Raw genomic sequence first — 24,358 nt, 5'->3', positions numbered from 1 at the left:
CATAGGCGAAAAGCGGCCCTTCCGCCACCGCGCCCGGCCTGTTTCACGTGAAACTATTTGCCGATGCAGAAGCTGGCGAAGACCTCGCCGAGCACATCCTCGACTCCGATCTCACCGGTGATACGAGCGAGACTGGCTGCAGCCCGGCGCAGATCTTCACCGGCCATCTCGGGCGCAACGGTCAAGGCCTGACGCCCGGCCCGCACCGAGGCCAAGGCCTCCTCGAGCCTGAGCCGATGGCGTTCGCGCGTCAGGGCCGGGAAATCGCCGCCGCTGAGATCGGCTGCAAGACGGTTCGACAGCCAGTCGGTCAGCGCTTCCAGCCCCTCTCCCGCGGTCGGCGACACGGTCAGCGTCGCAATTCCCTCCGGCACATCGAGCCAGTCGGCGCGGTCCAGGTCGGCTTTTGTCCGGATGCACAGGTCATCGGGCCTGACCAGCGCACCGGCGGGCCCGACCGGGTCGCCGGGCGCCACCACCCAGAGCCGCAGGTCGGCCGCCTCGGCCCGGGCGCGGGCGCGACGCACGCCCTCGGCCTCGACCGGGTCGTCACTGTCCCGCAGCCCGGCAGTGTCGGACAGAGTGACCGCATAGCCTCCGATGACGAGTGCCGCGTCCAGCACATCCCGGGTCGTCCCGGCGATCGGCGTGACGATGGCAGCCTCCCGCTCAACCAGGGCATTGAACAGCGACGACTTGCCGGCATTGGTCTCGCCGATCAGGACGATCCGATAGCCGTCGCGAATGCGCTCTCCCCGTCGCCCGTCTGCAAGGGCGCGCTGAAGATCCTCGATCAACGCGTCAAGCACGGGCCCCGCCCGGCTGGCCAGCGCATCGGGAATGTCCTCGTCGGGAAAATCGATCTCGGCCTCGACCAGCGAAAGGGCGGTCAGCAAATCCCGGCGGAACCCCGCATAGGTCTCCGCCAGCGCGCCACCCAACTGGCCCACTGCCTGGGCGGACTGTTCGGCCGTTTCGGCATCAATGAGATCGGCGATGGCCTCGGCTTGGGTCAGATCCAGCTTGCCATTTTCGAAGGCACGACGGGTGAATTCGCCCGGCTCTGCGGGTCTCACACCCAGATCAAGCAGGGCGGTGCTGACCGCCTCGACCACGGCCCGTCCGCCATGCAAATGTAGTTCGGCTGCATCCTCGCCGGTATAGCTGGCGGGCGCTTTGAAGCGAAGGACCAATGCCTGATCCAGGATTGCCCCCTGATGACGCAGGGTGCGGACGACCGCCACTCTCGGCGTGGGTCGGCCCGCCCCGAGGGCATCCAGCACCCGATCAGAATCCGGTCCCGACAGGCGGATGACAGCCACCGCCCCCCGACCCGGCGGCGTGGCCAGGGCAAAGAGCGTGTCCCTCACCTGGGCCTCATTTCGTCGCGGCTTCCATCATGCGCCGGAACTGTTCCTGGGCTTGAAGGCCGAAGCCGGTCCAGGTCTTCATCAGCTCTTCGGGCTGCATGGCGGCCAGATTGTCGGACATGCGCTTCTGCATCTCCGAGACCATGGCCTCATTGAGCGGCGTCACATCCGGCAGGCCCAAAAAGGCGCGCGCCTCGGCCGGGGTGCAATCGATCTCGACATTGATCTTCATGATGGGACCTCCTGTTTCACGTGAAACATGCCCTCAAGCAGCGAGCAACCGCGTTGCGAGCGGTAGGGCAAATATCAGGTGTTCATCGACTGGAAGAAATCGCCGTTGTTCTTGGACTGGCGCAGCTTGTCGAGCAGGAATTCGATCGCGTCCTGCGGACCCATCGGATTGAGAATACGCCGCAGCACATAGGTCTTGGCCAGCTGGTCCTTGGGCGTGATGAGATCTTCCTTGCGGGTGCCGGACTTGAGGACGTCGATGGCCGGGAAGATGCGCTTGTCGGCGACCTTGCGGTCCAGAACGATTTCCGAGTTACCCGTGCCCTTGAACTCTTCGAAGATCACCTCGTCCATGCGGCTGCCGGTGTCGATCAGGGCCGTGGCGATGATGGTCAGCGAACCCCCCTGCTCCACATTGCGCGCCGCGCCGAAGAAGCGCTTGGGCCGCTGCAGGGCGTTGGCGTCGACACCGCCGGTCAGCACCTTGCCGGACGACGGCACGGTCGCGTTGTAGGCGCGGCCCAGGCGGGTGATGGAGTCCAGCAGGATCACCACATCCTTATTGTGTTCGACCAGACGCTTGGCCTTTTCGATGACCATTTCAGCCACGGCCACGTGGCGGGTGGCGGGCTCGTCAAAGGTCGAGGCGACGACCTCGCCCTTCACCGTCCGCTGCATGTCGGTGACTTCTTCCGGCCGCTCATCGATCAGGAGCACGATCAGGAAGACCTCGGGGTGGTTGGCCTCGATCGACTTGGCGATGTTCTGCAGCATGACCGTCTTGCCGACCCGCGGCGGGGCGACGATCAGGCAGCGCTGGCCCTTGCCCAGGGGGGCGACGATGTCGATCACCCGGCCCGAGCGGTCCTTCAGCGTCGGATCCTGGATTTCCATGTGCAGCCGCTCTTCGGGATAGAGCGGGGTCAGGTTGTCGAACAGGACCTTGGTCTTGACCAGCTCCGGGTCTTCCAGATTGATCGTGTCGACCTTGAGCAGGGCGAAATAGCGCTCGCCCTCACGCGGGCCACGCACGGCCCCGTGGATGGTGTCGCCCGAGCGCAGGCCGAAGCGGCGGATCTGCGACGGCGAGACATAGATGTCATCGGGCCCGGGCAGATAGTTGGCATCCGGACTGCGCAGGAAGCCAAAGCCGTCCGGCAGGATTTCCAGCACGCCATCGGCGATGATCTCGACCTCTTCCTCGGCCAGGGCCTTGAGGATGGCGAACAGCAGGTCCTGCTTGCGCAGGTTGGAGGCGTTCTCGACCTCGAGCTGTTCAGCGAAGGCGACCAGATCGGCCGGGGTCTTTTCGTTCAGCTCGGCCAGGGTGATCCGACCGGACGGGACGATAGCCTCGCCGTCATCCTCATCGTCCTCGGACGTCTCGATCTCGGTCGCCGGAGTGTCAGCTGCAGACTCTTCGACCGAAGTCGGCTCGGTCTCGGGGGTGTCGGAGGTGTCGCTCATCAGAACTCGCACGGGAATGAGCCCCCGAACAACCCATGCTCAGGAGCGAAAAGCCTAGAAATGTCAGGCCCTTAGGGGCCAGTCGGGGAACTCCGGAGTCTGCCCGGCCCATAAGGGCGATCAGCGGTGGACACAGGAGGAAGAGAAGGGCACCGCCCGCGAGGACGGCTCAGGACCACGGAAACCACGCCCGCCGCACCGGGTCAAGCCCGGTGGCTTCCGGGAGTCAGCGCGTGCCCCACTCCAGCGTCACGGACAGCACCATGACGATGGCGATCAGGAAGGGGACTTCATTGGTCATCCGCCAGAACCGCCCGGTCCGGGCCGAGGTCCCAGCCTGGATCCGGCGGAACTCTCCGGACAGATAGTCATGCCATCCGCTGAGGGCGAAGATCCCGGCGATCTTGGCCAGCATCCACGGCTGGTGGGCAAAGCTCCAGTCCGTGCCGCCGCCACTGCGCAACCAGAACAGCCACAGGCCAAAGACCCAGGCGGCCGCCATGGCCGGGTTGAGGATGATCTTCAGCAGGCGCCGCTGCCAGGTACGCAAAAGCTCGCGCATCTCGCTGCGCAGGGGCTCGGCCTTGTCTGCCTGTTCCGCGTCATAGGCATAGAGGCGTGGCAGGAACAGCAATCCCGCCATCCAGGCGATCACCGCCAGAATGTGCAGGGCCCGAGCGAAATCATACAGGTTCACGCGGCAGCCCTTTGCCGCTGTTCCGCCTGACAGGGACAGGCCTTCCAATCGGCCTGACAGCCCGGTCCGAACGGGGCCGTGCCCGATCGATCAAGCGCCGCGATCACGCCCTCGGCCAGTCCGGAGATGAAGGCGGGCGTGACGCTGACGGTCGGCACCCGGATATAGGGATGGATGCCGTGTTCCTCGGCAAGCTCCCGGTATTCGATATCCAGCTCGACGAGGGTCTCGATATGCTCGGAGACAAAGGCGATCGGCACCAAGACGACCCCGACGCCGTCCCTGCCCGCCTGTTCCAGCGCCTCGGGCGTCGACGGCCCCAGCCACTTCATCGGCCCGACCCGGCTCTGATAGCAAAGGCCCCAGTCCGTCAGCCCCAGCCGTTCGGCGACGGCCCGACAACCGGCCTCGACCTGCTCGGCATAGGGATCGCCCTTGGTCGTCACCAGCGACTCGGGGATGCCGTGGGCCGAAAACAGGACGCGCACAGGCGGATCGCCGGCGGTCTTCAGACCCTCGCGGATCAGCCCGGCCTGGGCCTCGACCCAGCCTTCGGCTCTCGGATAGCAGCAGATGGCGCGGCTGGCGCCGGGGCCGCGATAGGTCTCCTGCCACAGCTTGAGCGATGAGGCAGTCGTTGTGGTCGAAAACTGCGGATAGAGCGGCAGGAGGACGATCTCGTCCGGTGCCCACGCCTCGACCTCGGCCGCCACGGCCTCCGTCATCGGATGCCAGTAGCGCATGCAGATGAAGGCCTTTATCTCATCGGCCGGCAGGCGCTCCGACAGGGCCTGCTCCAGCGCCTCGACCTGGGCGCGGGTGCCGGGCAGCAGGGGCGAACCCCCACCCATATAATCATAGTTGGCCTGTGCGCTCTTTTCCCGGCGGCTGGAGATCAGCCGGGCCACCGCTGTGCGGAACAGGCCCGGCAAGCCGATAATGGCCGGGTCATTGAACAGGTTGAACAGGAAGGGCTTTACGGACTCCGGGCCGTCCGGGCCTCCCAGATTGAACAACACCACCGCGATCCGGCGGCCCTGAATGTCCTGCGGAGTGCTCATTGGGCGCCGATCCTTTTGAGCACCTGCTCGACATGGGCGATCGGCACGTCGGGCAGGATTCCATGGCCCAGATTGAAGATCCACGGACCCTCGCCCCAAGCCTCCAGCAACTGGTCCACGCGGCGATCCAGCGCTTCGCCGCCCACCCGCAGCAACAGCGGGTCCAGCGCACCCTGAATGGGCTTGATCGCCTGTACCCTCTGGCCGACCACCAGCGGGCAAGCCGTATCCAACGCCACAGCCTGAACATCGCATTCATGGGCATAACGTTCGGCCAACGCCGCCGATCCACGCGGGAAACCGATCAGGGGGACGGTCACGCCCAGCTCCCGCACCCGGGCCACCAGCTTCTGATGGGGCTTGAGCACCAGAACCTCGAACAGATCGTCGGGCAGGCCCTCGGCCCAGCTCTCGAAGATCTTGAGCACCTGTGCGCCCGCATCGGCCTGCATCTTCAGATAATGCGCCGTGGCCTCAACCAGAATGTCCAGCAGGGCCAGGACCGTCTCCGGCTCGCGGTAATAGAAGGTTCGCGCCTGGGCGCGCTCGCCCTTGCCGATCGAGCGGGTCTCGCCGTCCAGCATATAGGTGGCAACGGTCCACGGCGCACCGGCAAAGCCGATCAGGGTGCGTTCGGGGTCCAGTGCTATCCGAACCCGGCTGAGCGTCTCCCCGACCGGCGACAGGGCCGCCCCCGCACCGGCAGTCAGCGCCTGCATCGACGCCAGATCCGGAAGGGCGCCGAGACGTGGACCTTCCCCCGCCTCGAACCAGACCTTCTGACCCAGAGCACCCGGGATCAGCAGGATGTCGGCAAAGACAATCGCGGCATCGAAGCCGAACCGGCGCATCGGCTGAAGCGTCGCCTCGGCCGCCATCTCCGGGTTCAGGCAAAAGGCGATGAAGTCGGGAGCCTGGGCCCTGAGAGCGCGGTATTCCGGCAGGTAGCGCCCCGCCTGACGCATGAACCAGACCGGGGGCCGGTCGGTGACTTCGCCCCTGAGGGCCTTGAGCAAGCGCGTATCCGTCATGGAGCGGCTTTAGGCCGGGTGGACGAAGACCTCAAGCGGGCGAAATGCCTCGCTCTGCTTCTCTTTCTCTCGATAGAGATATTGAAGGTGAAGATAGCAGGTAGGGCCGGGGATGACGGGGACAGTTGACCCGAATCCGGCGCCTGAACAGGACCTTTTCACAGGGATGGGTGGCCAGGACCGAGGCCGCCGGTCATGCCTGTAGAAACCGGGGATAATCCTTAATCAAACCTTAACACGCGGGCCCGCACGCCGACGTCCGTCAGGGGATGATCTGTTTGCGGATTAACGTCTCATTAACCTTTCCCCAGGCGATCCGCGATCGGCCCGGTGCCGGGGGACAGCTGGCCCCGAACCGTCGTCATATCTTCACATACATACAGAGGGGCGGAGTCGATTGGCCGATAACCCGGATTCCGCCCGCATGACGGCTCAAATGATCCCCGCCTCGTAAGGACCGTCGTCCACAGGAATCCCGGATTCGCTCCGCAGGAGTCCTGCAAGGGTCGAACGGGTTTGACGCCTGCGCCGCTTCAGACGATGACAGGACATGACCCCGACACGTTCAGGCTCCGGCCGGCTGGCCACCTATTTCCATGTCCATCTGGTCTCTGATTCGACCGGGGAGACCCTGAATGCCATGGCCAAGGCGGTCACCGCCCGGTTCGACGGCGTCATCCCGATCGAGCACATCTATGCCCTGGTCCGCTCGCCCAAACAGATGGAGCGGGTGCTCGAGGAAGTCTCTGCGGCGCCGGGCGTGGTTCTGCACACCCTGGTCGACAAGGGTCTGCGGCTGCAGCTCGAAGATGGCTGCCGCGCGCTGGACATGCCCCAGATCGGCGCCCTTGATCCGCTCGTCGGCGCCCTGTCCCACTATCTCGGCGCCGCGCTGTCGACCCGGGTCGGGGCCCAGCACGCCCTGGATACCGACTATTTCAACCGCATCGGCGCGCTCGACTTCGCCATGGCCCATGACGACGGCCAAGGCACGACCGAACAGCTGGAAGCTGCGGATGTCGTCCTGTGCGGGGTCAGCCGGACCTCCAAGACCCCGACCTGCATCTATCTGGCGCATCGGGGCATCCGCGCGGCCAATGTGCCGTTGGTCCCCGGTCAGGAGGATGGCGAGCGTCTGACGCAGCTGAACGGGCCGCTGGTGGTCGGCCTGACCGTCTCGCCCGACCGGCTGGTGCAGATCCGGCGTAACCGCCTCGACGGCCTGAATGCCGGTCGCAGCTCGGCCTATGTCGATCACGACGCCGTCCGCGATGAGACGATCAAGGCGCGCCGGGCCTTCGAACGCCGCGGTTGGCCGGTCATTGACGTGACCCGCCGCTCGGTCGAGGAGACCGCCGCGGCCATCGTCAATTTGCTGAGCGAGCGCCGCTCGGGCAAGGCGGGCCGCACGCCCGGCATGCCGGCATGAGCGCCGGATTTCAGCGTCAGCCTTTTGTGCTTGCGTCGGCCAGCGCCGCCCGCCGCGCCCTGATGGCCGGGGTGGGCCTGTCCGTCGATCTCCAGCCGGCAGAGCTGGACGAGGAGGGTCTCCGGCAAGCCAATCCCCAGCTCGGGCCGGCGGACATGGCGGTGCGCCTGGCCGAGGCCAAGGCGCTCGCGGTCAGCCGGATGCGCCCCGGGGTGCTGGTGCTGGGCGGCGACCAGATTCTGGAGGACGACGGGGTCATTGTCTCCAAGGCAGACGATCTGAAGGAGATTGCCGCGCGTCTCCGGGGCTTCCGGGGACGGACCCACCATCTGCACTCGGGCGCGGCGCTCGCCCGGGACGGAGCGGTCGTCTGGCGCCACGTTGACACCGCCGCTCTGACCGTGCGGGCTTTCTCGGAGGCCTGGTTGGCCACATACCTCGAGGCCGAGGGCGCGGCCCTGACTGGCGTGGTCGGGGGCTACAGGCTGGAAGGGCCCGGGGCCCAACTGTTCGCGCGCATCGAGGGGGACTATTTCACCGTCCTGGGTCTGCCGCTGTGGGCGGTGCTGGAGGCCCTGCGGGATCATGGCGTGATCGACCGATGACGATCCGGGCCGGGGTCGCGGGCTGGCCGATCGCCCATTCGCTCAGTCCGGTGATCCACGGGGCCTGGATCCGGGCCGCCGGTCTGGATGCCGACTACACGGCCTTTGGACCCGAGACCGAAGCGCAGTTCTGCGACCTGGTTGGGCAGGTCCGGCAAAGCGCCCTTCGTGGGCTCAATGTCACGGCGCCCTATAAGGAAACCGCGCTTGGGCTGGCGGATACGGTCAGCGAGACCGCTCGCGCCTGTGGCTCGGCCAATCTGCTGTGGCAGGACGTCGGGGTGCTCCGGGCCGACAGCACCGACGGCTACGGCTTGAGGGCGGCGCTGACCGAACAGGCAACGGCTTTGGAAGGGATGGGCCGGGTCGCCGTCGTGCTGGGTGCGGGAGGTGCTGCCCGGGCCGCCGTCCATGCCTTGGGCCAAACCTTTTCCGAAGTGCGTGTTCTGAACCGGACGGCTGCCCGCGCTGAGGCCCTCATCGCCGCCGTCCAGCCCCACTGCCCGGCGCGGCTGACCCTCGGTGACGCGGCAGCTGACGCCGCCCTCATCGTCAATGCGCTGAGCGTCCCGCCCGAACTCGACCTTACGACGCTCGCCCCCGACGCCGTGCTGATGGACATGACCTATCGCCCCCTGATGACCGGCTTTCTGCGGGCCGGTGCGGAGCGGGGCCACACGGTCGTTGATGGACTGGCCATGCTGATCGGCCAGGCGCAGCCGTCGTTTGCGACCCTGTTCGGCGTCCGACCGCCCGACGTCGATGTCCGGGCCGAGGCCCTGCGGGTGCTGGGAGAACAGCCATGAAGGTTCTGGTACTGACGGGCTCGATCGGCATGGGAAAAAGCACGACCGCGCGCCTGTTCGAGGAAGCCGGGGCCGCCGTCTGGGATGCCGACGCCGCCGTTCACACACTCTATCAAAAGGGGGGCGCCGCGGTGGATGCCGTAGAGGCGGCTTTTCCCGGCGTGGTCGTCGACGGCGCCGTCGACCGGACCCGGCTCTCGGCCCGGCTTCAGGAGACTCCCGAAGGCTTTCCGGCGCTGGAGGCCATCGTCCATCCGCTGGTGCGGGCCGACCGGGAGGCTTTTGTCGCCCGGGCGCGCGAGGAGGGCCGGACGGTCGTGGTCCTGGACATTCCCCTCTGGTTCGAGACCGGGGCCGACCGGACCGGGGTCACGGCTGTGGTGGTGGTCAGCGCCCCCGAGGCCGAGCAGCGGCGGCGCGTCCTGTCCCGGCCGGGCATGACCGAGGCCCGGTTCCGCCAGATCCTGTCCCGCCAGGTGCCGGATGCGGAAAAGCGCGTCCGCGCCGACGTCGTCATCGATACCGGCCGGGGCATTCCCCATGCCCGGGACCAGGTTGCCCTGTTGATGGACCGCCTGACCTCACCCTCGACGGATTGAAGCCCGGGGCGAAGCGCGGCATCAAGGGCCATGGCCCGCGAAATCGTTCTAGATACCGAAACCACCGGCTTTGATCCCCGGACGGGCGACCGGATGATCGAGGTCGGCTGTATCGAGATCGATGACCTGCTGCCGACCGGCCGCACCTTTCACCGGCTGATCCATCCCGAGCGCGACATTCCCGCCGGCGCCATTGCCGTCCACGGCATTACCCTCGAGAAATTGCGCGACGCGCCGAAATTCGCCGAGGTCGCGGCCGATCTGCTGGAATTCATCGGTGATGCGCCGGTGATTGCCCACAACGCCAGCTTTGACCGGGCCTTCATCAATCACGAACTGGGCCTGTGCGGCCAGCTGCTGATCGAGGAGGCACGCTGGATCGACACCCTGCAGATGGCCCAGATGCGCTTTCCCGGCATGGCCAATTCGCTGGATGCCCTGTGTCGCCGGTTCAAGATTTCCCTGACCGAGCGCAGCCTGCACGGGGCCCTGATCGATGCCCGCCTGCTGTCCGATGTCTATCTGGAGCTGAAAGGCGGCAAGGCCCGCTCGCTGGAGCTGGTCGCGCACTCGGATGATACCGGCGGACCGGACGGCCCCCGTCGCCACGGGTCCCGGTCGACGCCGCTTGCACCGCGCCTGACCGACGCCGAGGTTCAGGCGCATGCGGCCTTTGTCGCCGCCGAACTGGGGGATCAGGCGCTCTGGCTGAAGGCCTGATCGCTCCGTTCAGAAGGGCTCAGGCCTGACCGGGAGGGGTCGAGGCGCCGCGCGCGACCTGGGCCTGACGCTGGGTATAGATGGCGGTGAAGTCGATCGGCTCCATCAGGAAGGGCGGATAGAAGCCGCCGTCCGACGTCGCCTTGGCGATGGTCTCGCGCGCGAAGGGGAACAGATAGCGCGGGCACTCGATCAGCAGCAGCGGCTCGATGTCCTTCTCCGCGACATTCATCAGCTGGAACAGGCCGCCATAGACCAGCTCGACCTGAAACACCGGCTTGTCTTCGCTGGTGGCCTTGACCGACAGCTTCAGCTCCACCTCGAACAGGCCGTCCTGACGGCCCTGGGCGTTCATCTCGACGCCGAGATCGATATTGGGGCGACCCTCGACCTTCAGGCTCTCCGGCGCGCGCGGGTTCTCGAACGAGAAGTCGCGCACATACTGGGCCATGATGCGAAAGCCCGGCAGGGCGGGCTGGCCCGGCTGCACCGGCGTTTCGGTCGAGCCGTTCGGGGTGTCGCCATTGGGGGCGGGAGGCGTGGAATCGGTCATGCGCGGACAGGTCTTCCTGGATCGATGAGAGCTCGGGCCGCATCGGCGGCTTGAAGGCGGGGCGACTAGCATGGCGGGCGCGGGCCGGCAATGTCACGCACCCCCGGGGGGCAGCGGTGCAGGGGCGCGAGGCCGGGCCGCCTTGCATGGGGCCCCGGCAATCCCTAATCCTCAGGGCCAAGCGCCGCACCTTCGGTGGCGCCAGACCCGGACCCGACGTGAATCCTCAATTCCAGATCATCCTGTTTGCCGTGATCGCGGCCGTGGTGCTGTTCCAGCTGTACAATGTGCTGGGCAAGAAGGTCGGCCGCCAGCCGGAAGAGGATGCCCGTGCCCGGCCGAAGGGCGCGCCTGAAGCGGCCGATGCGCCGCAGGCCGGGCAGGCGGCGGCGGGACCCGCCCTCGATTCCGCGACCCTTGCGGCTATCGCCGGTCTGAAGGCCCGCGATCCCGCCTTTGACCCCCACCGCTTCCTCGACGGGGCCCGTCAGGCCCATGAGACCATCGTCCGCGGCTATGCCGAAGGCGACCGCGAGGCCCTGAAGCCTTTGCTGACCTCGGTCGTCATGACCTCGTTTGAGGCCGGCATGGCCGACCGGGAGGCCCGCGGCGAACAGGAACGGGTCGAGTTTCCCCACGTCCCGCGCGCCGATCTGGAACTGGCGACGGTCCAGGGCGACAAGGCCGTGGCCAAGGTACGCTTCCTGTCGGAACTGAAGCAGACCATCAGCGCCGTCGAGGCAGAGCCGCGCGTCGAGGAGCGCCGCACCGCCGAACTCTGGACCTTCGAGCGCCCGCTGAACGCCAGCGATCCCAATTGGGTGCTGGCCCGGGTGGAGCCCGCCACCGCATGATGGCGACGGCCGGTCGGGCGGGTGCGGTCGCGGCCCTTCTGCTGGCCGCCCTCGTCTCGGCCTGTGCCAGCGCGCCCGAGCCGTCCGCGCCGCCCCTTCCGGTGCCCCCGGTCAGCGAGTTTGAGTTCCCGCATCCGCCGCCCCCTCCCAGACCGGAAAGCCTGCCGGTCGCGGCCTTGCCCGGTTGGGATCAGGAAGACCATCTGACAGCCCTGATCGCCTATTCGACGGGCTGCAGCGCCCGCCGCGACCCGATCTGGCAGGCTATTTGTGCCGAGGCGCGGACCCTTGTGGCGAGGCGTCCCACGCCCAGCGAGGCCCGCGCCTTTCTGGAACGCCGGTTCGTCGCGGTCGAGGCTGTTGCCCCGGAGCCGTCCCGCGCCCTGCTGACGAGCTATTTTGCACCGGAATATGAGGCCCGCCGCGCCCCCGACGCCGATTATGACGCCCCGGTGCTGGCCCGGCCCGCCGGATGGCAGCGCGGCGACCGGCTGGACGACCGGGCGACGATCGAGGCCAATGCGTCATCCTATGAGATTCTCGGCTGGATGCGGGCCGAGGACCTGTTCTTCCTGCAGATCCAGGGCTCGGGCTATCTGACCTTTGCCGACGGATCTCGCGCCCGGGCCGCCTATGCCGCCGACAATGGCCATCCCTTCGTCGGCATCGCCCGGCCCATGGCGGATCAGGGCCTGCTGCCACCGAACGGCACCTCGGGCGACGCCATCCGGGGCTGGCTGGCCGCCCACCGGGGGCCCGAGGCGCGGGCGGTGATGGCGCTCAATCCCCGCTACATCTTTTTCCGCATGGATGCCGACGACGGCGGCCATCCGGCGGGGGCTGCAGGCATCCCCCTGCCGGCACGTCGCGCCATTGCCGTTGATCCCTCCCACTGGACCTATGGCGAGCCGGTCTGGATCGAGGCCGACGGCGGCAATCTGATCGGCGCCCGCGCCAGCTATCGCGGTCTGGTCATGGCACTCGACACCGGCTCGGCCATCCGCGGCCCGGTCCGCGCCGACCTCTATATGGGCCGGGGAGGGGCTGCGGGCCAGGAAGCCGGGGCGGTCCGCCACCCCCTCAGGATGTGGCGGCTGGTGCCCCGATTCTAGGTTCGCCCTGCTGACTGGATGGCGTGCCGGAAGCCGTCGGGGTCTCGGAGTCGAAGTTCGATCCGTTTGTCATCGGCGAGGTGCACAACCAGGGAACGGCCGAACAGCCCCGATCGCTCCTCTATCGTCCGTACCCGGCGCAGCTTGATCTCATGATCCAGGCCCCAGATTTCGGGCATGAACATCAGGGAGAACGGGAAACACGGCATAACGTACAATGTATCCCGGGTGACGCAGACCTTCAGTGCGTTGGATGCTACGCCTAGCGCGCGGATGCCTCCCAGCTCACGCCCCGACGTGCGATTTTCCTCGAAGATGCAGCTGTCGGGACTCGTCGCAAAGATGCGCTTGCCGCGCTGCCTGCGAAAAACAGCGGATGCCGTTACGATGGCCCCAATCCACAAAACGGGGAAGGCGGCGATCAGGACGGCGTGCCGTTCGACGAAATCCTCCATCACCGCCGCCGCATCCCGCCCAGGACGCCGCGCAGGATTTCGCGGGTCAGGGTTGAGCCGGCGGTGCGCAGGACGGACTTGGTCGCGGCCTCCAGCGGGGTTTCCCGGGTGGAGCGGCGGGCCGGGGCGCGGGCGCGGGCCTCGCGTTCGGCCTCGCGGCGGATGCGGGTCTCTTCCTTCTCGCGGACGATGCGAGCCTTTTCCGCCTCCTTCACCGCCAGCGCATCGGCCTTGGCCTTGTCCGCAGCGGCTTTGGCCTCGGCTTCGGCGGCATCCGCCTCACCCCGACGGGCGGTCAGGATCTCGTGGGCGGACTCCCGGTCGACCGGGGTGTCATAGACGCCGCGCACGGGGCTGGCCGCCATGACGGCGGCGCGCTCGGGCTCAGTCGCGGGGCCCAGCCGACTGTCGGGCGGGCGGATCCTGGTGCGGGCCACCATCGAGGGCGCCCCCTTTTCGTCGAGGGTCGAGACCACGGCCTCACCCACGCCCAGCGCCGGAATGGCCTCGCTGGTATCGAACGCCGGATTGGGCCGGAAGCTGCCCGCCGCGGCCCTCAGGCCCTTCTGTTCCGAGGGCGTATAGGCCCTGAGCGCATGCTGGATGCGGTTGCCCAGCTGGCTGAGCACACTGTCGGGGATGTCGGCCGGGTTCTGGGTGACGAAATAGACGCCGACCCCCTTGGACCGGATCAGGCGCACGACCTGTTCCACCTTGTCGACCAGGGCCTTGGGTGTGTCGTCGAACAGCAGGTGGGCCTCGTCAAAGAAGAACACCAGACGCGGCTTTTCCGGATCGCCGATCTCGGGCAGCTGCTCGAACAGCTCTGACAGCAGCCACAGCAGGAAGGCGGAATAGAGCCTCGGACTGTTCATCAGCCGGGCCGCGTGCAGCACATTGACCTGTCCCCGCCCGTCCAGACTGGTGCGGATCAGATCCTCGAGCCTGAGCGCCGGTTCGCCGAAGAAGGCCTTGCCGCCCTCCTGTTCCAGCTGCAGCAGCGACCGCTGGATGGCGGCGATCGAGGCGGGGGCCACATGGCCGACCTCGCGCCCGATCCGCTCGGCATTCTCGCCCACATGGACCAGCAGGGCGCGCAGGTCGTCGAGGTCCAGCAGCAGCAGGCCCTCGGTGTCCGCCACATGGAAGACCACGCTCAGCACGCCCTCCTGCACCTCGTTCAGGCCCAGCATGCGCGCCATCAACACGGGGCCGATCTCGCTGACGGTGGTGCGGACCGGATGACCCGCCTCGCCATACAGGTCCCAGAAGACGGTCGGCGCGGCACGGGGCGTCAGCGTCAGCTGCATGCCCTCGGCCCGGGCGACCAGCTTCTCACTGGGGGTGCCGGCGACCGCTATGCCCGACAGGTCGCCCTTCACATCGGCGCAGAACACCGGGACGCCGGCATCGGAAAACCCTTGCGCCAGAATCTGCAGGGTCACCGTCTTGCCGGTGCCGGTGGCGCCCGCGATGACCCCGTGGCGATTGGCGCGATCAAACCGCAGGTGACGGGCATGGGCCTCGCCATCGTCCTCGGTCCACCCCAGAAACAGCCCGTCCGTCGCGCTCATGCCCTGCCCTCGCAATGTCTGTCACATGACATAGACCAGACCGCGATTGACGGGAACGCCCGGAAGCCGGACAACCGGCCCATGAAGTCCGCCATGGCCGTTCCAACCTCCGCTGTCGCGCGCAATGCGCTGGTGCTGCTGGCCGCCGTGGCCGGGGGTGCGGCCCTGTTCTGGCTGCGGGACATCCTGACCCCGCTGGCCATGGCCATCTTCCTGTTGATCATGATCGACGGCATCAAGCGCTTCGTGGCCGACAATACGGTGTTGAGCGACCATATGGCCGGTGTGGCGGCGCTGGTGCTGGTGATCCTCGGCTTCTTTGCCTCCATCGCCATCATCGTGGACGGGGCGGCGGGCTTCTTCGGCGAGGCTTCCGGTGTTTCCACCCGGCTCGGCCCCCGGATCGACCAGGTCATTCATGATGTGGCGGGCCTGTTCGGAGTGGCCAGCCCGCCGACGGCCATGGACCTGATCGGCGACATCGATCTGCGCAGCTATGTGGCCGACTTCGCCCTGCAGGTTCAGAACGTCGCCAGCGGCGCTTTTTTCGTCCTCGTCTATCTCGGCTTTCTGATCGCGGCCCAGGCGGGCTTCCAGCGCAAGATCGTCGGCATGTTCCCGGTGCGCGAAACCCGGCACGAGGCCCGCGCCGTGTTTCAGCGTATCCGGTCGGGGGTCGAGGGCTATCTCTGGGTCCAGGCGGTCACCGGCATCATGATCTGCGCCGTGGCCTGGGTGCTGATGCGGGCTGTGGGCCTGCAGAACGCCGAGTTCTGGACCTTTGTCATCTTCGTCGTGGGCTTCATCCCGATCCTGGGCGGCGCCGTCGCGGGTCTGGCCCCGCCGATGTTCGCCCTTGTCCAGTTCGAGAGCTACTGGCCGGCGCTGATCCTGTTGATCGGCCTGCAGGCCGTGCTGTTCATTGTCGGCAACTGGATCCAGCCGCGCATGCAGGGCGACAATCAGAACATCGACCCGGTGGTGGTCCTGCTGTCGCTGGCCCTGTGGGGCAAGCTGTGGGGCGTGATCGGCATGTTCCTGTCGACGCCGCTGGCGGTGCTGATGATGGCCATCCTGGCCGAGTTCAAGGGCAGCCGCTGGATCGCCATCCTGATGTCGGGCGATGGCGAGCCCTATCCGGACGGCGAGGAAACCCTGTCGCGCAAACGCCCTTCACCCCGCGTCAACGCGCCACAGGCGGACGCCTCCGTTTCGGACGACTGACGGCTTGAAAGGGGGGCGGGGGGAAACCACCTGTCCATCACCGCCGCGGCCTCCCTCCCCCTCCCCCGGCTGCGGCGCCGAGGACGACCCCTCCCCCTCCCGGGTTCGTCCAGACAGAGGCCGTCGGGTGAAAACCCGGCGGCCTTAGTCGTCTGTGTTGCCAATGTCCCACACATCGCCCCGACCACCAAACAGCCGGGAACAGCCCAGCCTCGCTGCCGTTGTGTCTGCCGGGAGGGAAGCATGATCACATCCGGGTGGGGACATCCGGTTAAACGAGAGGATACAACGGGATGAAAATCTCCCTGCACACCGGCGCGGCCCTGGCTGCGATTCTGGCTGCCGGTCTGGCCACCCCCGCCCTGGCGCAATCCGCCCCGAGCGACTGGAGCGGCCCCTATATCGGCATTTACGGCGGCTATATGGAAACCCAGGATGACGCCAATGAGAGCCTGGTCTTCGATCGGGACTTCGACGGCGAGTTCGACGACACCGTCGTCCTGAACGGCACCACCAACAGCGCCTTCAGCCCGGGTTCGTGCCCCGACGCGGCCAACGGTTCGACGCCGGGTGCGCGCTGTTCGAAGGACGATGGCGGTGTCGAGGGTGGCGCCCGCATTGGCTATGACATGCAGTTCGGAAACTGGGTCGTCGGTGCCGTGGGTGAAGTGTCTGCAGCGGACGCCCGCGACAGCGTGACCTCGTTCAGCACCACCCCCGCCTCCTACATCATGACCCGCGACCTGGAACACACGGCCGCCCTACGCGCCCGTATCGGCTACGCCATGGGCCCGGTTCTGGTCTACGGCACTGGCGGCGTTGCCTACGGCAAGATCCAGAACAGCTTCTTCACCACCAATGGTGCCAACAGCTTCACCGAACAGACCAGCGAGGACGATGCCGACGGCTATCAGTTCGGCGCCGGCATGGAATGGAAGCTGGCCCCCAATCTGTCGCTGGTCGGAGAGTATCTCTACACCAGCCTCGAAGCGGGCGATTACGTTGTGCGCGCCGGGCCGGGTACGGCCGGGCCGACCAACCCCTTCATCCTGCCGCCCAACACGGCCGGTACCGACATCGCCCGCAGCAACGGCGACTTTGATTACCACGGCTTCCGTCTGGGTATGAACGTCCGCTTCTAAAGCTGGACACCGGTTAAATCCCGGAAGGGCCGGGCTCGCGCAGGCGAGCCCGGCTTTGCTGTGTCAGGGAGGTCCCGTTCGCGCCGTTTCCGGGCTTTCCCTTTGGCGCGCACCGATCTAGTCATCAGGGTCATCCAGGCGGTGATGAGCCGCGCCATCGAGACCCTATTCGCATGTCCCGCGACGCCCCGTCCTCCACCGCCCCCTCCCTAGAGATCCTGTGCAAGGGGTTTGAAAAGGCAGCGGGCGAAAAGGCCGATGCCCTGGTCAAGGGCTTTCTGGCCGAGGCGCTGGAAGACTACGACTCCGACGAGACACCCGAGATTGCGCTGGAGGACCTCGCCGCCCTTCTCGCCGAGGCCTGGACCACCGCAGCCGTCCGGCAGGCCGGCGAGCCGGCCCGCATCCAGGTCGGCCCCCTGCACGGGGCGGATGGCCGCACCACCGCCTTTGACCGCATCCTGATCGTTCAGGACGACCGGCCCTTCCTCGTCGACAGCGTCATGGGAGAACTGGCCGAGACCGGCGTCTCCGTGCGCGCCATGTTCCACCCGATTGCCGATGTCACGCGCGACGCTGACGGACAGCGCAAGGCCGGCGCCGGACAGTCGCGCGAGTCGGTCATCATCGTTGTGATGGACCCGCTGCCGCAGGAGCGGCGCGACTGCCTTGGCGAAGGCCTCGCCGCCACCCTGTCGGACGTCGCGTCGGCCACCGCCGACCATGGCGCCATGCGCGAGCTGATGGCCCAGTCCGTCGCCCATCTGGAGGCCCACCCTCCCGGCATCGATCCCGAAGTCGTGGCCGAGACCCTGGCCTTCCTGAATTGGCTGAACGACGACCATTTCGTCTTCCTCGGCGCGCGCGACTATGACTATCCGCGCTCGGCGGACGGCGGCTATGAGGCCGAGGCACCGCTTTCCCAGTCAGGCGAGGGTCTGGGCGTTCTGCGCGATCCCGAGCGCACCGTTCTGCGCCGCGCCAATGAGCCTGCCGTCCTGACCCGCCAGATGAAACGCCAGCTGGATCTGTCGGACCCGGTCACCGTGGCCAAGGCCAATGCCCGGTCCCGCGTCCACCGCCGGGCCTATATGGACTATATCGGTGTCAAACGGTTCGGGACGGATGGCCGTCCGTCGGGTGAGACCCGCTTTGTCGGCCTGTTCACGGCCGAGGCCTATGACCGGGTGGCCTCCCAGGTACCGCTGGTCCGGCGCAAGGTCGAGAATGCGCTCAAGCGGGCCGGCAAGGCTGGCAGCGGCCACAGCCACAAACGCCTGAAGAACATCCTCGAGAATTACCCCCGCGACGAGCTGTTCCAGATCACCGAGGACGAGTTGCTGCCGATCGCGCTCGGCATTCTGCACCTCTATGACCGTCCGCGCATTCGGCTGTTCACCCGGACTGATCCGTTCGACCGCTTCATCTCGATTCTGGCCTTCATCCCGCGCGAGCGCTTCCACGCTTCCCTGCGCGAACGGATCGGCCGGATCCTCGCCCGGGCCTGGGGCGGACGCCTGTCGGCCTGGTATCCGCAGCTGTCCGACGCCCCGCTGGTGCGCATCCACTACATCATCGGCGTGACGCCCGGAGAGCACCCGACGCCCGACCCCGTGGCCCTTGAAGCCGAGGTGGCCGAGGCCGGGCGGGGCTGGCCCGAGCGGTTCGAGGCCGCCCTGCGCGCCGCCGGGGTGGACGACGTCGCCGTCGGCCCGCTCAGCACCCGCTGGACCGAAGCCTTCGGGACCGCCTATCGCGACCGCTATACAGCAGCCGAAGCGGTCATCGATCTTGAACGGTTCGACCAGCTGAACGGCACCGGCGAGCGTGACGGCGGTGAGCCGATCGCCGTCCGCGCCTTCCGCACGACCGAGGACAGCCCGCTTCAGTTCCGCTTCAAGCTCTATCACCGTGGCAATCCTGTTCCGCTGTCGGACGTCCTTCCGGTGCTGGCCGATATGGGGCTCAAGACGCTTGAGGAGTGGGGCCATGCCGTCCGACCCCAGGGCGACATGCCCATCCATATCCATGAGTTTCTGCTGGAGGACCCGCGCGGCGAGAAGCTGAGCTTCGACTCCATCAAGGCGCCGTTCGAATCTGCGGTTGCCGCCGTCTGGTCGGGCCTGACGGAAAGCGACGGACTGAACCGGCTGGTGATCGAGCTGGGGATCGACTGGCGCGAGGCCGCCCTGATCCGCACCCTCGCCCGCTATCGCCAACAGACCGGCATGGATCCCAGCCAGGCGGTCCAGGAAGAGGCTCTGTATCTGTATCCCGAGGTCGCGCGCGGCCTTCTGGAGCTGTTCCGGCTCAAATTCGATCCCGACGCGGACGAGGGCGATGGCCGGTTCGACAAGGTCTCGGGCCTCAATGCGCGGCTGGATGGGCTGCTACAGGCGGTCAAGAGTCTGGACCATGACCGCGCCCTGCGTCGCCTGACCAATCTGGTTCGGGCCACCATGCGGACCAACTACTACATCCGCGACGAGCACGGGCAGCCGCAGCCGCACATCTCGATCAAGATCGCCTCGCGTGAGCTGGAAGACCTGCCGCTGCCCAAGCCCTACCGTGAGATCTTCGTCTGGGCGCCGCACATTGAGGGCGTGCACCTGCGCTTCGGCCCCGTCGCCCGGGGCGGCCTGCGCTGGTCCGACCGGCGCGAGGACTTCCGCACCGAGGTGCTGGGTCTGGTCAAGGCGCAGCAGGTCAAGAACGCCGTCATCGTCCCGGTCGGCTCCAAGGGCTGTTTCTATCCGAAGAACCTGCCGCAGATCGTGCGAGCCGGCGGTGACCGCGACGCCCAGCAGGCCGAGGCCATCCGCGCCTACAAGACCTTCCTCTCGGGCATGCTGGACATCACCGACACCATCGCCGCCGACGGCACGGTGGTGACCCCGGAACGGGTCGTGCGCTGGGAAGGGGACGATCCCTATCTGGTCGTGGCCGCCGACAAGGGCACGGCGACCTTCTCGGACATCGCCAATGGCGTCTCGGCGGACTACGGCTTCTGGCTGGACGACGCCTTCGCCTCGGGTGGGTCGGTCGGCTATGATCACAAGGCCATGGGCATTACCGCGCGCGGAGCCTGGGAGGCCGTCAAGCGCCACTTCCGCGAAATGGGCCGCGATATCCAGACCGAGCCCTTCACGGCCGTCGGGGTGGGCGACATGTCGGGCGATGTGTTCGGCAACGGCATGCTGCTGTCGAAACAGACGCGCCTGCTGGCCGCCTTCGATCACCGCGACATCTTCCTCGACCCCGATCCCGATCCGGCCACCAGCTGGGCCGAGCGCAGCCGCCTGTTCGACCTGCCCCGCTCGTCCTGGCAGGACTATGACGCGAAGAAGATTTCAAAGGGCGGCGGGGTCTTCTCCCGCAGTGAGAAGTCCATTCCGCTGACGCCCGAAGTCCGTGCCATGCTGGACATTGAGGATGAGGCGCTGGACCCGCAAAGCCTGATCCGCGCGATCCTCAAGGCCCCGGCCGAGCTGCTCTATCTGGGCGGCATCGGCACCTATGTGAAATCGGTGCACGAAACCGATGCCCAGGTCGGCGACAAGACCAATGACCCCCTGCGCGTTAATGCCGAGGACCTGCGGGTCAAGGTGGTCGGCGAGGGCGCCAATCTGGGCCTGACCCAGGCCGCCCGCATCGCTTTTGCCCTCAAGGGCCGGGACGAGGGTGGTGGCCGCATCAATACGGACGCCATCGACAACTCCGCCGGCGTCGATACCTCCGACCATGAGGTCAACATCAAGATTCTGCTGGGATCGGCGATCATGTCGAGCGCGCTGAAGCCCGCTGACCGCAACCCCCTTCTGGCCGAGATGACCGAAGAGGTCGGCCTCAAGGTGCTGGCCCACAATTACGACCAGACCCTGGCCCTGACGCTGCAGGCCGACGAGGGTGTGGGTGCGCTCGATTCCCAGCAGGGCTTCATGCAGGTGCTGGGTGCCCGCGGGCGTCTGGACCGGCAGGTCGAAGGTCTGCCGGACGATGTGCGCATCGCCGAGATGAAGGCCATCGGTCAGGCCCTGACCCGTCCCGAGATTGCGGTGCTGACGGCCTATTCGAAGATCGAGTTGTTCGACGAAATCGTCGCCTCGACGGCGCCTGACGATCCCTTCTTCCGGGACACCCTGGCCCAGTATTTCCCCGAGCCGCTCGGGCGGTTTGGAGGCGAAATGCAGTCGCACCGGCTGCGCCGCGAGATCATTGCCACGGTCCTCAGCAACCAGATCGTCAATATGGCGGGGGCCACCTTCCCCGAGCGCCTCAAGCGCAGCGCCGAGGTCGGGGCCGGACCGCTGGTCGTGGCCTTCGCCGCAGCCCGCCGCATCTTTCGTCTGGACGAGGCTTGGGATGCGGTGTCGGCCCTAGACCTCAAGGTGTCCTCGTCGGCCCAGATCTCCCTTTATCGCGAGATTTCCACCGTTCTCCGACGCCAGACCTTCTGGCTGTCGCGCCGTGCGCCGCTGTCGGGGGTCACCGTCGACAGTCTGATCGAGACCTACCGTCCGATCGCCGACGCCCTGCTGTCCGAGGGCGGTGACGTCCTGTCGCGGTTCGAGCAGGGTCGTCTGGACGACCGCGTCCGGGGCTTCATCGCCCAGGGAATCCCGGAGGCCATGGCCCGCGAGGTCGCCTTGCTGCGGTCCCAGGTGGCGGTGGCCGATGTCGGGGATCTGGCGCGAGAGGCCGACTGGCCGGCGCCGTGCATGGCGCGCCTGTATCACCAGGTCGGGGCCGCCTTCGATCTCGACCGGCTGCGGTTTGCCGCCGGCCAGGTGCCCTCGGCCGACCATTTCGACCGTCTGGCCGTGCGTCGCCTGATTCAGGACTTCATGGTCGAGCAGATGGTGCTGACCCGGGCCGTCGCCCGCGCGTCGGACCCCAAGGTCGGCCGGAGCGAAGCCACCGCCGAGGCCGCCGTCGATGCCTGGATCGGTCACCGGCTGGAGGTCGTCGAGGCCATGCGGGCCTCGGTCGACGAGATCGAACAGTCGGGTCAGGGCTGGACTTTCGCCAAGCTGACCATCGCCAATGCCACGATCCGGGAGGTGGCCGCCTCGGCGGGCCAGGGCCAGCCGTAGGTCCGCAAGGGGAGGGACATCATGCCGCGTAAATTCCTGGTGGTCGTCGACGACAGCCCCGAGTTCGAGACGGCGCTGCGCTATGCCGCCCGCCGGGCCCGCTCGACGGGCGGACGGGTGGCTCTGCTGCGGGTCATCGGCCACGGGTCGGATGCCCACTGGTCCGGTGTCCGCGACGAGATCGACCGCCAGCTGCGCGAGGAGGCCGAGGCGCTCCTGATGCGGCTGGGGGAGGAGGCGGCCGATCGCTCGGGCGCCCCTCCGCTGTTCCTGATCGAGGAGGGGGACCCGTTGGCCGCCCTGCGCAAGGTCGTCGACGAAGATCCGGACATCAAGATCCTGATCCTGGCCTCGGGCGGCGGGGGCCGGGGGCCGGGGCCCCTGATCAGCGCCATTCTGAAACAGGGCTCGCTGGGCGGGCGCAAGCTGCCGGTGACCATTGTCCCGGGTGAACTGAGCGACAGCGAAATCGAGGACCTGGCGTAAGAATGGGCGCGCCATCGCTCGACACGCGGCGTCTCGCGGCTTGAGCGCAGCCCTTGAATGCGGCGATCAGCGGGCGCATGTCAGGGCCATGTTCATCCAGACCGAAACCACGCCCAATCCCCGGGCCCTGAAATTCCTCCCGGGCCGCGAGGTCTCCCCAGACCGCACGCTGGAATTCCGCACGATCGACGAGGCGACGGCCTCGCCTCTGGCCGAAGCCCTGTTCGAACTGGAAAATGTGGTGGGCGTGATGCTGGGCGCCGACCATATCGCGGTCACGCGGGGTCCGGACGGCCCGGACTGGTCCGATATGAAGGCGCCGATCCTGGCCGCCATCATGGATCATTTCGTTTCAGGCCGTCCTGTCGTGAACGACGGCGTGTCGGCGGGCGAGGCCAGCGACGGCGCCGAGGACACCGAGATCGTGCAGGAGATCAAGGCCCTGCTGGACAGCCGCATCCGTCCCGCGGTGGCGCAGGACGGCGGCGATATCCTGTTCGATTCCTTCGATGAGGCGTCCGGGCTTCTAACCCTGCGGATGCGCGGCGCCTGCGCGGGCTGTCCGTCCTCGACGGCCACGCTCAAGGCCGGGGTGGAACAGATGATGCGTCACTACATCCCCGAAGTGACCCAGGTCGAACAAACGCTCTGAGCACGGTCCAACTTTTTCGTCGCCCTGTCTGCCGCGCGTGGTAAACCGGCGCCATGCGACTGTCTGCGTCATCCGATGAGGTAAAGGCCCGTATGCAGGCCGAACTGGCTGCTCTGGGCGAAGCCTTGGCCCGTCTGCGGCACGCCTGTGGCCTCAGCCAGGCCGAAGCGGGCGAACGGGTCGGCATGACAGGGCAGGGGTGGGGTCTCTATGAGGCCGGCAAGCGCGCCGGCCTGTTCCGGCCGGACATCCAGACACGACTGACCGCCGCCGTGGAGGCTACACCCGAAGCCCTGTCGCTGGAGCGTGGGGCGCCGCCGTCTCCGGCCAGCGCGAGCGAAGAGCTGGTCAGCGGAGTCGAGGTGAGGTCGGCGGCCTTCAAGCCTGCCGAAGCTCCGGTTTCCTCGCAAACTGAAACCTTCACGTTTCCAGTCCAGACCGAAGATGTCTGGCCCTGGGCGTCCAGCGGCGTGGTGCTGGTCTGCGACCCGGGTCGTTGGCCTCGCCGGGGCCAGGGCTGCGTGGTCGAGACGGCCGATGGCGAAAGCCGCGTCCGCGTGTTCGATGGCGCCGACCGGGATTTTCTCATTCTGAAGGGTGGGTCGGGCGGCCTGGACCAGACAGAGCGGCTTGCCCGGCAGGAGGTCGTCCGCCTGTCAACCGTCGTCTCTCGCGACGAAACATGAAACATTTGCATTTCATCCTCGAAGCCGATATGAAACTTTTCAAGTTCGCCGAAACGTCTTTATTGGAGAAATCGGGTGCCTCGTCAGCCCAGACGTCAAACAAGTCGCGAGGGGACGCCGGTAGACAGCTGGGTCGGGGGGCGGATCGCAGGCCGACGTCAGGCTTTGGGCCTCTCCCAAACCGCACTGGCCGAACGCGTGGGCGTCAGCTTTCAGCAGATCCAGAAATACGAAACCGGCATCAACCGCATATCCGCCTCGCGCCTGCATCAGGTCGCCGTCGCGCTGGGGGCCGAGCCGGGCAGTTTCTTTCCGACGCCGGACCCCTCCCGACCACCGGTCGGGTCTTCAGCGCCGCCCCGCCGCCCGCCCTCTCCCGGCGGACGACTGGCCGAGGCCTTTTCCCACATTCCCGATCCCAGGGCGCGACGGGCGCTGGTCGTTCTGGCCGAGGCTCTGGCAGTACCGTCGACGGGTTCGACAGACGCGCGCGCCTGATCAAGGGGCGGGG

General features: G+C 67.2%; 23 protein-coding genes. 14 read left to right on the top strand and 9 right to left on the bottom strand.

The window, feature by feature from the left end; genetic code table 11:
* Window positions 1-53 precede the first annotated feature (53 nt).
* The 6 genes from mnmE to hemE all read right to left on the bottom strand — a co-directional run bounded on the left by mnmE (window position 54) and on the right by hemE (window position 5,857).
* Window positions 54-1,370 (bottom strand): tRNA uridine-5-carboxymethylaminomethyl(34) synthesis GTPase MnmE, encoded by a 1,317-nt coding sequence (gene mnmE, locus EG854_RS01260; RefSeq protein ID WP_123285923.1) that lies wholly within the window; start codon window positions 1,368-1,370, stop codon window positions 54-56.
* Between the two features lie 7 nt (window positions 1,371-1,377).
* Complete coding sequence (locus EG854_RS01255; protein WP_123285922.1) at window positions 1,378-1,602, bottom strand: DUF6489 family protein; 225 nt, start codon at window positions 1,600-1,602, stop codon at window positions 1,378-1,380.
* Window positions 1,603-1,676: 74 nt separating this feature from the next.
* Window positions 1,677-3,068, bottom strand: coding sequence for a transcription termination factor Rho (gene rho / locus EG854_RS01250; RefSeq protein WP_123285921.1), 1,392 nt, complete (start codon window positions 3,066-3,068; stop codon window positions 1,677-1,679).
* 226 nt (window positions 3,069-3,294) lie between these two features.
* Window positions 3,295-3,765: a CopD family protein gene (locus EG854_RS01245; RefSeq protein WP_123285920.1), complete on the bottom strand. Its 471-nt coding sequence runs from the start codon at window positions 3,763-3,765 to the stop codon at window positions 3,295-3,297.
* Window positions 3,762-4,826: a ferrochelatase gene (gene hemH, locus EG854_RS01240; protein ID WP_123285919.1), complete on the bottom strand. Its 1,065-nt coding sequence runs from the start codon at window positions 4,824-4,826 to the stop codon at window positions 3,762-3,764. The genes EG854_RS01245 and hemH overlap by 4 nt, the downstream gene beginning before the upstream one ends.
* Entirely contained in the window at window positions 4,823-5,857 is a 1,035-nt protein-coding gene (gene hemE / locus EG854_RS01235; protein WP_123285918.1) for a uroporphyrinogen decarboxylase, read from the bottom strand. Before hemE ends, hemH begins: the two co-directional genes overlap by 4 nt.
* A 550-nt stretch (window positions 5,858-6,407) precedes the next feature.
* On the opposite strand from hemE, the gene EG854_RS01230 reads away from it, so the two are divergent.
* The 5 genes from EG854_RS01230 to dnaQ are packed head-to-tail and all read left to right on the top strand — an operon-like array spanning window position 6,408 to window position 10,016.
* A complete protein-coding gene (locus tag EG854_RS01230; RefSeq protein ID WP_123285917.1) occupies window positions 6,408-7,286 on the top strand; it encodes a pyruvate, water dikinase regulatory protein in 879 nt (292 codons plus the stop codon).
* Window positions 7,283-7,891, top strand: a complete 609-nt coding sequence (locus tag EG854_RS01225; protein ID WP_123285916.1) for a Maf family protein — start codon at window positions 7,283-7,285, stop codon at window positions 7,889-7,891. The genes EG854_RS01230 and EG854_RS01225 overlap by 4 nt, the downstream gene beginning before the upstream one ends.
* The gene (locus tag EG854_RS01220; RefSeq protein ID WP_123285915.1) at window positions 7,888-8,697 is read left to right on the top strand and encodes a shikimate dehydrogenase family protein; all 810 of its coding nucleotides are present in this window, start codon (window positions 7,888-7,890) and stop codon (window positions 8,695-8,697) included. The genes EG854_RS01225 and EG854_RS01220 overlap by 4 nt, the downstream gene beginning before the upstream one ends.
* Entirely contained in the window at window positions 8,694-9,296 is a 603-nt protein-coding gene (gene coaE, locus EG854_RS01215) for a dephospho-CoA kinase (protein WP_123285914.1), read from the top strand. Before EG854_RS01220 ends, coaE begins: the two co-directional genes overlap by 4 nt.
* 30 nt (window positions 9,297-9,326) lie before the next feature.
* Entirely contained in the window at window positions 9,327-10,016 is a 690-nt protein-coding gene (gene dnaQ / locus EG854_RS01210; RefSeq protein ID WP_123285913.1) for a DNA polymerase III subunit epsilon, read from the top strand.
* Between the two features lie 19 nt (window positions 10,017-10,035).
* Here the strand turns inward: dnaQ and secB are convergent, their stop codons facing one another.
* A complete protein-coding gene (gene secB / locus EG854_RS01205; protein WP_123285912.1) occupies window positions 10,036-10,569 on the bottom strand; it encodes a protein-export chaperone SecB in 534 nt (177 codons plus the stop codon).
* Between the two features lie 218 nt (window positions 10,570-10,787).
* Here secB and timA point away from each other — a divergent pair, with 218 nt between their 5' ends.
* Entirely contained in the window at window positions 10,788-11,423 is a 636-nt protein-coding gene (gene timA, locus EG854_RS01200; protein WP_241153075.1) for a TIM44-related membrane protein TimA, read from the top strand.
* On the top strand, window positions 11,420-12,535 hold the full coding sequence (locus tag EG854_RS01195; RefSeq protein WP_206423359.1) for an MltA domain-containing protein: 1,116 nt from the start codon (window positions 11,420-11,422) through the stop codon (window positions 12,533-12,535). Before timA ends, EG854_RS01195 begins: the two co-directional genes overlap by 4 nt.
* On the opposite strand, the gene EG854_RS01190 is transcribed toward EG854_RS01195, so the two are convergent.
* Together EG854_RS01190 and EG854_RS01185 are read right to left on the bottom strand one after the other, a co-directional pair.
* Window positions 12,532-12,990: a hypothetical protein gene (locus tag EG854_RS01190; protein WP_123285910.1), complete on the bottom strand. Its 459-nt coding sequence runs from the start codon at window positions 12,988-12,990 to the stop codon at window positions 12,532-12,534. The genes EG854_RS01195 and EG854_RS01190 overlap by 4 nt on opposite strands.
* Entirely contained in the window at window positions 12,990-14,564 is a 1,575-nt protein-coding gene (locus EG854_RS01185; RefSeq protein WP_123285909.1) for a helicase HerA-like domain-containing protein, read from the bottom strand. Before EG854_RS01185 ends, EG854_RS01190 begins: the two co-directional genes overlap by 1 nt.
* 93 nt (window positions 14,565-14,657) lie before the next feature.
* Between EG854_RS01185 and EG854_RS01180 the strand changes: the two genes are divergently transcribed.
* From EG854_RS01180 to EG854_RS01150, 7 genes are all read left to right on the top strand, one after another.
* Window positions 14,658-15,788: an AI-2E family transporter gene (locus EG854_RS01180; RefSeq protein WP_241153074.1), complete on the top strand. Its 1,131-nt coding sequence runs from the start codon at window positions 14,658-14,660 to the stop codon at window positions 15,786-15,788.
* Between the two features lie 293 nt (window positions 15,789-16,081).
* A complete protein-coding gene (locus EG854_RS01175; protein ID WP_123285907.1) occupies window positions 16,082-16,930 on the top strand; it encodes an outer membrane protein in 849 nt (282 codons plus the stop codon).
* Between the two features lie 173 nt (window positions 16,931-17,103).
* A complete protein-coding gene (locus tag EG854_RS01170) occupies window positions 17,104-22,023 on the top strand; it encodes an NAD-glutamate dehydrogenase (protein WP_123285906.1) in 4,920 nt (1,639 codons plus the stop codon).
* A gap of 21 nt (window positions 22,024-22,044) precedes the next feature.
* Entirely contained in the window at window positions 22,045-22,509 is a 465-nt protein-coding gene (locus EG854_RS01165) for a universal stress protein (RefSeq protein WP_123285905.1), read from the top strand.
* A gap of 88 nt (window positions 22,510-22,597) precedes the next feature.
* Entirely contained in the window at window positions 22,598-23,161 is a 564-nt protein-coding gene (locus EG854_RS01160; RefSeq protein ID WP_123285904.1) for a NifU family protein, read from the top strand.
* A gap of 53 nt (window positions 23,162-23,214) precedes the next feature.
* Window positions 23,215-23,847, top strand: coding sequence for a helix-turn-helix domain-containing protein (locus tag EG854_RS01155; protein ID WP_241153073.1), 633 nt, complete (start codon window positions 23,215-23,217; stop codon window positions 23,845-23,847).
* Between the two features lie 75 nt (window positions 23,848-23,922).
* Entirely contained in the window at window positions 23,923-24,345 is a 423-nt protein-coding gene (locus tag EG854_RS01150) for a helix-turn-helix domain-containing protein (protein ID WP_123285903.1), read from the top strand.
* Window positions 24,346-24,358 lie beyond the last annotated feature (13 nt).

Origin of the sequence: Brevundimonas halotolerans (assembly GCF_003730275.1) — a bacterium.
GTDB lineage: Bacteria > Pseudomonadota > Alphaproteobacteria > Caulobacterales > Caulobacteraceae > Brevundimonas > Brevundimonas halotolerans.
The sequence above is the reverse complement of the archived record's forward strand: the minus strand, read 5'-3'. Positions and strand labels throughout refer to the sequence as shown.